We start from the raw sequence: 8,493 nt of genomic DNA, 5'->3' as shown, positions 1-8,493 counted from the left end.
GAGTTATACTTTCAGCCTTCGAAAGGGGAATCATGTCACTCGAAGTGCGAACCCGTGACGCGACGACGGACAGCCTCCGTCGGCTTCGACACGCATACGGCATGTTCCCCGTCCACGACGAGCGAGTCGAAAACGACCCCGATTACTTCGAACACGGCCGAGAGAAGGCCGAGGACGGCTGGCTCGGCTCCGCTGGCGTCTGGGTCTCGGACGCGGACGACCGAGTCGTACTGATTCGGCACCCGAAAGTACCCGACGCGTGGGGCGTCCCCGGTGGCGGCCACGAACCCGACGAAACGCTCTCCGAGACGGCCCACCGTCAGGTACGCGAGGAGACGGGACTCCACTGTCGCCTGACCGACGTACTCGGCGTTCGGCGGAAGGAAATCTCGACGGAGACCGATTCGGACGAGCGAATCTTCGCGCTGTTCGTCCTCTTTTCGGGGGTCTGCGTCGGCGGCGAACTGGAAGTCGGCGACAGTGTGCTCGACGCCGAGTGGTTCGATTCTCGCCCGGACAACGTCCTCGACTTCATCGAGCCCCAAGTCCAGCGCTGGTGGTGGTAGGCGGACGGGTCGCCGGTGCGCGTACAATCAAGTGCTCGTCGCCGAAACGTCAGGTATGGATACGGGTGCCGACGACGCCAGACGACGTGACGACGCCGACCCGCTCTCACACCTCCGGGAGCGGTTCGTTGTGCCGGACGACGAGTTGTACATGGACGGGAACTCGCTCGGCGTGTTCTCGACGGATGCGGAGGGAGCGCTATCAAACGCGATCGAGGAATGGCGGGAACTGGGTATTCGCGGTTGGACGGACGCGGACCCGGACTGGTTCCACTACGGCGAGCGGTTGGGCGACCGCCTCGCGCCGCTCGTCAGTGCGGACGAACGCGAAGTCGTGGTCGGCAACTCCACGACGGTCAACATCCACGCGCTGTTTTCGACGTTTTACGACGGCGGGGAGGTCGTCGTCAACGAACTCGACTTCCCGACCGACCACTACGCTATTCGAGCGCGGATGGCGAATCTGGGACTCGACCCGGACGAACACCTCGTCGTGGTCGAAAGCCGGGATGGACGTACCATCGAGGAAGAGGACGTTATCGACGCGCTCTCGGACGAGACGTCGATCCTGTTCATGCCATCGGTGCTCTACCGGAGCGGCCAGTTGTTCGATATCGAGCGATTGACCGCGGCAGCACACGACCACGACGCGCTGGCGGGGTTCGACCTCGCTCACTCGGTCGGGGCCGTCCCCCACCGGCTTTCGGACTGGAGCGTGGATTTCGCCGTCTGGTGTAGCTACAAGTACCTGAACGCCGGGCCGGGTGCGGTCGCTGGCCTGTACGTCAACGAGCGTCACTTCGGAACCGAACCCGGATTGGCTGGCTGGTGGGGTCACGACAAGGAAACCCAGTTCGAGATGGAGACGACGTTCACACCCGCCGACGATGCTGGCGCGTGGCAGATCGGAACGATACCCGTCTTCAGCGCCGCACCGCTCTGGGGGTCGCTCGAACCGTTCGAGGCGGTCGGCATCGATGCGGTACGCGAGAAATCGTTGGCGCTCACGGAGTACCTCATCGAACTCGTCGACGACCTTCCGGAGTACGAGGTGGGAACCCCGCGCGACCCCGAACGACGCGGTGGCCACGTCGCGGTCGAACACGAGGAGGCGTACCGAATCGGGGAGGCGCTCAAGGAACGCGGCGTCGTCGTCGATTTCCGCCCGCCGAACGTGATTCGGATCTGTCCGGCACCGCTGTACGTCCGTTTTCGGGGCGTTTGGCGGGTGAACGAACACCTGCACGAAATCGTCGAGACGGGGGAGTACGAGTCGTTCGATCGTCGCAGTGGTGGTGTCACGTAGCCATAGGACGTATTACGGTTGCTGGCAATCGTTTTCGTATGAGTACGATAGCGGAAATAGAACTCCCCGCGAAGGAGTTCGCGCTCAGAACTGCCTTGGAGCGTACCTCGAACGCCGAATTCGACGTGGTTCGTGTGGCGGCACACGATTCCGACCACGTCATGCCCTACCTCTGGGTGTCGGCGGACGACATGGACGCGCTGGATTCGGCGCTCCGAGAGGACAGGAGCGTCGAGGAACTCACCCTCATCGAAGATCTCGACGATGAACGGCTATATCGGATGCATTGGGTGGACCAGATTCACGTCGTCATCCACATCCTCGTCGAGGAACAAGCGACCATCCTGAACCTACACGGCAAGGATGACCGCTGGCGGCTTCGAATCCTGTTCCCCGACCGCAATTCGCTGTCGGCGACGTACGATTTCTGTCAGGACACGGGTCTCTCTATCGACGTACGAAACATCTACGAGATAAGCGACACGCGCCACGGACTGTACGGATTGACCGAGGAGCAACACGAGACGCTGATGATGGCACTCGAAGGGGGGTACTACGACGTCCCACGTGGGTCGACGGCCGACGATCTCGCGGACAACCTCAGTATCTCCCATCAGGCGGTGTCCGAGCGACTCCGCCGTGGGCATCGAAGCCTTGTGAAAAACGCGCTCGCGGTGTCGCCGAACGACGGTCGGAGCTGATCAGGCGTCGTTCATCCGGCGGGTGGTTTCCTCGCCACACACCGTACAGACGCTGATTCGGTACGGCTCACGTGAAAACGAACTGTGTTCGGCCTGCTCGTTTTCGGTGCGGATTTCGATACTGACGGTGTGTGGAGTGTCCGTGGCGCAGGTCCGACACCCCTCGACCTGGTCCCCGTTCCGGCGCGGTTGCGAGTTCATCGTCGCTCCTCGACGCTTTTCCGAAAGGCGAGACAGTCGAGCCACAGGTCTGTGACTCCGCCCGTGGCCGTTTCGCTTTCGTGCTGGGGTGTACCGTACAGTCGCTCGGGGTCGGAATCAGCATCGACCTCGTGCTGTGGGTCGCCGTACAATCGGCGTTCGTCGTCCGTCTCTCCCGGAGTCCCTCCCACCGACATCGTAGTCATATTTTCACCTCTATTGAAACGAAGTGGCTCCCGTCGGAGGTGACTCATGCCTGCCTCAGCAAGCGGATAAAGAGGGGTTACGTTCGAGAACTGACCGAAATCGAAATCAGTTGCCGCCGAAGACCGATCCGAGTTGGTCGCGCCACTCGTTGAGTTCCTTCATCTCGCTCTCGATGGATTCGATGTCCGCACGGAGCGTTTCGATCTTTTTGTCCATTCGCGTTTCCGCGGCCGAAACGGAATCGGAAAGTTCGGACACGTCGTTCGAGACCGATTCGATTTCGTCTTCGAGCGATCCGACGGCTTCGAAGTCATCTCGAAGCTCTTCGATCTCCGCTTCGATCGACCCGATCGCTCCGAAGTCGTCCCGTAGGTCTTCCAGTTCGTCGTCCAAGGCCGAGGCTTCCTGCGTGTTCGTCGCAACGAGGTCCTCCAGATCGTTCAGTTGTGATTCGAGGCCTTCGAGGTTCGAGCCGACATCGTCCAACTCCTCGACGTCCGATTCGAGGTCTTCGAGGTCGGATTGAAGCCCCGTTTCGAGATCGTTGAGATTCGTTTCGAGGTCGGCGACGCGGGCGCGGGCCTGTGCGCCTTCGTCCTTCGCGCTCTCGATATCGTCGCCCATCTCGCCGAGTTCCTCGCGCACCGATTCGACTTCGCTCTCGAAATCCTCGATGAGGGTCTTTGCCGTTCCGTTGTCGTCGATGAATTCTTCCAGCGCTTCCGTGTAGGCCGCGAGGTCGTCCACCCGCGACTGTAGGTGACGGATTCGGACGTTCGTGCTCTCGGGCGTGTCCAAATCGAGTTCCTGCTGGATGAGCGAGAGATCCTCGGAGTTGACCTCTCCTGCGCGAATCTCGTCGGCGAGCGCGGCGGCGACACTTCCGGGACGCGGCGGCGAGGCCGTCTGTTCCTCGGTCGTCTCGACCGGCGCTTCGAGGATATCGTCGTCGGTAGCCGACGCCTCGAATTCGTCCGCTTCGTCTACCGTATCCGTGAACAAGGAATCGCTCTCGCCCTTGTCTTCGTCGTCATCGGGAACCTCGGAATCGTCCTCGTCGGTGCTGGCGTCGGAATTCGTCTCGACCGTCTCGTCGAGCGGATCAGCTTCGGCGTCGTCAAGCGGGTCAACCTCGGAATCCGCGAGGGGGTCAGCCACGGTATCAGCAAGTGGATCGCTTCCCACGTCGGCGAGCGGGTCCGGGGGTTCGTCCGACGCTTCGGTTTCGTCCGCGTCGTCGTTTAGCCCCGGAAGTCCACCCTCTCCCGCGATGACGTCGCGGACGACCTGGCTGCTGTCCTCGGAGACGATGTCCGTGATGGTGTGTTCCTCCATGCGCTCTTCGCCGTCGGGTTCGGCGTCGCCGGTGACCGGCGTGACCTCTTCGAGTTCCGGTTCGATGAGGAAATCCTCGGCGTCCGACCAGTTCGAAAGTCGAATCCCGTACACCGTCGTCAGCGACTCGTTCGGTTCGAGCGTCCGTTCGAATTGGACGCGGTGGTGCTTGTAGGCCGTCCAGTTTTCGTTCTCGTACTCGGGGTGAAATCCGACGTTGTCCATCGGGAACTCGTCCGGAATTCTATCGGTGATGCGCACGGTCACCGCGTCGTCGTGGTCCGACCGGAGTTCGAACCGAATCGCCGGGACGGCGAACTCCTCGCCGTCGAACGATTTTTCGATCGTGACCCCACTCTCGGACTGTGAGAGCACTTCGTTCCCGCTGCTGAAATCACTCATACTGTGCACATCCAAGAATGGATATATAAATCATACGCCGATGGACTTGTAGAAATTCTAGCATTACGGGCGATTCTACTACCAGACGGAATACAGCGTACTTTTGTTGAAACACATCTTGGGCATTATGAGGGCTAAAATTCGGATTTAATGTGGCAGACAAACCGGAATGGTCTTAAATCAGTCAATAATGGATAGTCGAACAGTAATCGTATCTGCATCAGATACTTCGAACCCACGTTCGGTCGGCGTCGTGCCGATTCCGCGTTCGATACAACGCTCCCGTATCCTTTCGAGTGACTTCCGGTCGGGGACCAACAGTTCGAACCACGCCAAGCCTCGTCCCGTCGCCGGTTCACTCCGGCCGTTCCACGTGTTCACGCCGACGTGATGGTGGTAGCCGTCGGCCGCGAGAAAGAGCACGGACGGGCCGAACTCCTGCCGAACTCGCAACCCCAACGTCCCGGCGTAAAACTCCCGTGCGGCGGGAATCGACGATACTTCGAGATGGACGTGTCCGACGACCGTCTCCGGTGGGGCCTTCCCCCTCCCCGTCGATTCCGTTCGGAGTTCATCGATATCGAGCGGAAGCGTGTCCATCTCGACGTGGCCGTCCCCGTCGGTCGGCCACTCCTCGCGGGGGCGGTCACGATACACTTCGACGCCGTTGCCTTCCGGGTCCGTGAGGTAGAGTGCTTCGCTCACGCGATGGTCGGACGCACCGCTTAGCTCCCATTTCTCCTCGATACGCACGAGTACGTCGGCCAGGTCCCGTCGTGATGGAACCAGAAACGCCGTGTGGAACAAGCCCGTCTCGGGTGCCGTTCGTGGCGACGCGTCTGGATCGTCAACGAGTTCGAGCAGTGGACGGTCTCCTGCGCCGAGAACGACGATTCCACCGCTCTCACGTTGGCGTTCGAGACCGATCACACTCTCGTAGAATCTGCTCGTTCGGTCGAGGTCGGTGACGCGTAGCGCGACACGACCGACCCTCGTTTCCGGAACTATTTCGAACTCCGTCCCAGTCATCCGAAGGAACGAACGGGCGAGAAGACCGTGGCTCTTGCGAAACGAGCGGTTTATTCCTCGTCTTCGTCGTCGGTTCCAGTCGCATCTTCGTCGTGGTCGCCGGACGGTTCGTCCGAAATGTCCTCGACTTCGATACTCACGGGTTCCGTTTCGGACACCTCGTCGTTCAGGTGGTCGTCGAGGTTGAACACGGTATTGAGTTCCCGTTGAACTTGGTCCACGATGCCGCCGACGAGTTCGCTCGGTGCGATTGCGGTATACTCGTACGGGTTGTTTCCGGCACCAGAACTCTCGCGTTTCTCGCGCGCGACGTTTTCCTCCTCGTGGAGTTCGGCGAGCGACTCGCGTACCGTGCTCGGGTACAGCCCCGTTCCCTCGGCGATCTCCTCGCTCGTGCTTCCCGGATTCTGCCGGAGGTAGACGTAAATTCGGGCGCGGGTCTCCGTATCGAGCACCCACGAAAGGAGGTCCACGATTCCTTGGTCGAACCCTTCGACCGCACGGTCGGCCTCTTCGTTGAGGCGCTTGCGACCACGCGATAGTGGTTTTTCCTCGTCTCCCTCCTCCATCTCGTCCATACCGCTCGTATCGACGGGAATCTCGTCGCCGGTATCCTCGATCTCGTTTCGTTCGTTGTCAGTGTCGTCCCCAGACATGTCGTTCCCAGAAGGACAAAAGTCGGTAGCGGGTAAAAAACTTGCTTACAACAGAAGCGATTCGCACAGCGCCTCGAAGCTCTCCTGCTCGTTGAGTCGTCGTTGACGCGCCGCACCGCTTTCCCCGTCGAAGATCTCGCCGATTCCGGAGACACCGAGACGGTCACATTCCCGTTCGACCACTTCGCCGAGCGAGATTTCTCCGTCACAGTCACGATTGATGAACGACGCGTCGTGCCCGTAGCGGAGCGCGCGCCACTTGTTCTCGTCCAGCAGTTCGCGGCGGTGTCGGTATCCCGATTCGCCGTCCTCGTAGCGTTCCACGAGATCCGTGACGAGCGCGTGGGTGTACTCCACGAACGCGAGCACGCGCTCCGGGTCGGCCTGCCCGTCCGGGGTTCGAACTTCGACCGTACCGTGGCCGGAGTGCGGGCGAACGTCGTACCAGAGTTCGCCGCGGTCGTTTATCGACCCTGTTTCCACCATCGTTCGCTCGAACTCCGAGAACGCCTCGTAATCCTCGAAATCCGTCGGCATGCCGGTGTTCGGCAGCCCCTCGAATATCTTCGCTCGTGCCGACTGCAGGCCCGTATCGTAGCCGTTCCAGTACGGAGAATTGGCTGACAGAGCAAGCATGATGGGGAGATACCAGCGAATCTCGTTCGCCACCCAGACGGCCGCGTCCGCGTCGTCGACGCCGACGTGGACGTGCAGACCCGCCGTAGTATTGCGGTGTTGCGGGTATTGAATTCGGTCCAGCTGTGCGCGATATCGCGGCTTTTCCGCGTGGTCCAGTTCGCGCCACTTCGCGCCGGGGTGGAGTCCCGCCGCCGCGATGCCGTAGCCGTTCGTCCTCGCGTGTTCGACGAGTGCCTCCCGAACCGCACGGACATCGTCCTCAACGTCTGACGGCGTCGTCTTCGGCGTCTGTGTCTCGATGACGCATTTGAACAGTTCGTGATCCAGTCGCCCTTCCAGTATTTCCGGCGGGGCGGTCTCGTAAACGAGTTCGTCGGTACCCGCGGTTGGGACACCTCGGTCGTCAACGACGTAGAACTCCTCTTCGACGCCGAGCGTGCCCATGTCGGTGAAATTCTCGGCCGAACCCAAATCCATTTTTCGAGAGTTAGCCACCACACACGTAAATACTTCCGGAGACGGTCAGGTCTTCCGGGGAACCGCGACGACTCCCAGGTGATCCACGTGGAACGGTTCGAGTCGCCGCGTTTCGAGGATTTCGTACCGTTCGCGGAGGGTTTCGAGCGCGTCCTCGAACACCGATTCGGGGTCGCTCGCCACGTCCTCACTTCTGGCTTTGATCGCCAGCAAGAGTCGGCCATCCTCCCGAAGGAATCGTGCGTTCTCACACGCGACACGTGCCTGACCGCGCGTCGCCACGTCCTGGACAATTACGTCCACGTCGGACTCCACGACGTGAGCATAGTTCGCCGGTTTCCGTGCGTCCTTCAGAAGCGGGAAGAGGTTCTCGCGCGCTTCGACCGCATCGAGCAGGTCGCGGGTCGGGCGCGGTGCGAACTCCACGGCGTACGTCGGTCCCGAGAAGTCGGCGACGTGACTCACGGTCGTCCCGCTGGCCGCGCCGAGATAGAGAACCGTCTCGTTGCCTCGTAGGCCAGTGTCCATGTCGTGTTCCAGCATCGCGGCCAACTTGGAGCGCCGGGCGTCCCAACACCGCCAGTCGCCGTCGGTCGGTTCACCGTAGACCGGACTTCCCGTCGTCGCCAGCCGCTCCTCGCCCCCGAAATCGTGGCGTTCGACGCCGTTTGGAAGGTTCATTTCCCACCCCGCGAGTGAATCGTTTCCATCCGTCGATCGAGTTCCTCCTTCAGCTCGGGGTTGGGTTCGCCCGAGTAGTGGTCGATCCGCGCGGCGATGACGAGCTTGCCCGAGAGCGTGCGCGCCGCCGACCCGCGCTGGTCGTGCGGGGCCGCCCGGACGGCCTCGTGCGTGTAGATGATACCGTGCTTCGGCGACGAGGCGTGGCCGCGCAGGTGGGCGAACAGCGCGTTTTCCGCGCCGAGTACCTGTACCGTTCCGCCGGGCATCTTCGCCAGCGATTCCAGCCCACC

The 8,493-nt window shown here is 61.4% G+C and carries 10 protein-coding genes and 1 pseudogene; 3 read left to right on the top strand and 8 right to left on the bottom strand.

The window, feature by feature from the left end; genetic code table 11:
- The 3 genes from WBV42_RS18290 to WBV42_RS18280 form a co-directional block, all read left to right on the top strand.
- On the top strand, window positions 1–566 hold a 566-nt coding region (locus WBV42_RS18290; RefSeq protein WP_423987297.1), incomplete at its 5' end, for an NUDIX hydrolase.
- A gap of 55 nt (window positions 567–621) precedes the next feature.
- Entirely contained in the window at window positions 622–1,872 is a 1,251-nt protein-coding gene (gene kynU, locus WBV42_RS18285) for a kynureninase (protein ID WP_423987296.1), read from the top strand.
- Between the two features lie 38 nt (window positions 1,873–1,910).
- Window positions 1,911–2,573: a bacterio-opsin activator domain-containing protein gene (locus WBV42_RS18280; protein ID WP_423987295.1), complete on the top strand. Its 663-nt coding sequence runs from the start codon at window positions 1,911–1,913 to the stop codon at window positions 2,571–2,573.
- Here WBV42_RS18280 and WBV42_RS18275 read toward each other — a convergent pair whose 3' ends face one another.
- From WBV42_RS18275 to WBV42_RS18240, 8 genes and pseudogenes are all read right to left on the bottom strand, one after another.
- Window positions 2,574–2,774 (bottom strand): hypothetical protein, encoded by a 201-nt coding sequence (locus WBV42_RS18275; protein ID WP_423987294.1) that lies wholly within the window; start codon window positions 2,772–2,774, stop codon window positions 2,574–2,576.
- Window positions 2,771–2,980: a hypothetical protein gene (locus tag WBV42_RS18270; RefSeq protein WP_423987293.1), complete on the bottom strand. Its 210-nt coding sequence runs from the start codon at window positions 2,978–2,980 to the stop codon at window positions 2,771–2,773. The genes WBV42_RS18275 and WBV42_RS18270 overlap by 4 nt, the downstream gene beginning before the upstream one ends.
- A 106-nt stretch (window positions 2,981–3,086) precedes the next feature.
- Window positions 3,087–4,718, bottom strand: a complete 1,632-nt coding sequence (locus WBV42_RS18265) for an AAA family ATPase (RefSeq protein ID WP_423987292.1) — start codon at window positions 4,716–4,718, stop codon at window positions 3,087–3,089.
- Window positions 4,719–4,898: 180 nt separating this feature from the next.
- On the bottom strand, window positions 4,899–5,747 hold the full coding sequence (locus WBV42_RS18260; RefSeq protein WP_423987291.1) for a VOC family protein: 849 nt from the start codon (window positions 5,745–5,747) through the stop codon (window positions 4,899–4,901).
- A gap of 50 nt (window positions 5,748–5,797) precedes the next feature.
- Window positions 5,798–6,403, bottom strand: coding sequence for a winged helix-turn-helix transcriptional regulator (locus WBV42_RS18255; RefSeq protein ID WP_423987290.1), 606 nt, complete (start codon window positions 6,401–6,403; stop codon window positions 5,798–5,800).
- A 45-nt stretch (window positions 6,404–6,448) separates the two neighbouring features.
- A complete protein-coding gene (locus WBV42_RS18250) occupies window positions 6,449–7,519 on the bottom strand; it encodes a glutamate--cysteine ligase (RefSeq protein ID WP_423987289.1) in 1,071 nt (356 codons plus the stop codon).
- A gap of 45 nt (window positions 7,520–7,564) precedes the next feature.
- On the bottom strand, window positions 7,565–8,200 hold the full coding sequence (locus WBV42_RS18245; RefSeq protein ID WP_423987288.1) for a fibrillarin-like rRNA/tRNA 2'-O-methyltransferase: 636 nt from the start codon (window positions 8,198–8,200) through the stop codon (window positions 7,565–7,567).
- Window positions 8,197–8,493, bottom strand: a pseudogene (locus tag WBV42_RS18240) (NOP5/NOP56 family protein); the annotation flags it as partial. The gene WBV42_RS18245 and the pseudogene WBV42_RS18240, both read right to left, overlap by 4 nt.

The organism is Haladaptatus sp. (assembly GCF_049589095.1).
GTDB lineage: Archaea > Halobacteriota > Halobacteria > Halobacteriales > Haladaptataceae > Haladaptatus.
Note: the sequence above shows the minus strand (reverse complement) of the source record. Positions and strands in the feature narration are given on the sequence as shown.

Bases quoted from the DNA above. Each gene is read 5' to 3' on its own strand.
- WBV42_RS18250 (WP_423987289.1), bottom strand. From the start codon at position 7,519: ATGGATTTGGGTTCGGCCGAGAATTTCACCGACATGGGCACGCTCGGC.
- WBV42_RS18245 (WP_423987288.1), bottom strand. From the start codon at position 8,200: ATGAACCTTCCAAACGGCGTCGAACGCCACGATTTCGGGGGCGAGGAG.
- WBV42_RS18275 (WP_423987294.1), bottom strand. From the start codon at position 2,774: ATGAACTCGCAACCGCGCCGGAACGGGGACCAGGTCGAGGGGTGTCGG.
- WBV42_RS18255 (WP_423987290.1), bottom strand. From the start codon at position 6,403: ATGTCTGGGGACGACACTGACAACGAACGAAACGAGATCGAGGATACC.
- WBV42_RS18265 (WP_423987292.1), bottom strand. From the start codon at position 4,718: ATGAGTGATTTCAGCAGCGGGAACGAAGTGCTCTCACAGTCCGAGAGT.
- WBV42_RS18260 (WP_423987291.1), bottom strand. From the start codon at position 5,747: ATGACTGGGACGGAGTTCGAAATAGTTCCGGAAACGAGGGTCGGTCGT.
- WBV42_RS18270 (WP_423987293.1), bottom strand. From the start codon at position 2,980: ATGACTACGATGTCGGTGGGAGGGACTCCGGGAGAGACGGACGACGAA.
- kynU (WP_423987296.1), top strand. From the start codon at position 622: ATGGATACGGGTGCCGACGACGCCAGACGACGTGACGACGCCGACCCG.
- WBV42_RS18280 (WP_423987295.1), top strand. From the start codon at position 1,911: ATGAGTACGATAGCGGAAATAGAACTCCCCGCGAAGGAGTTCGCGCTC.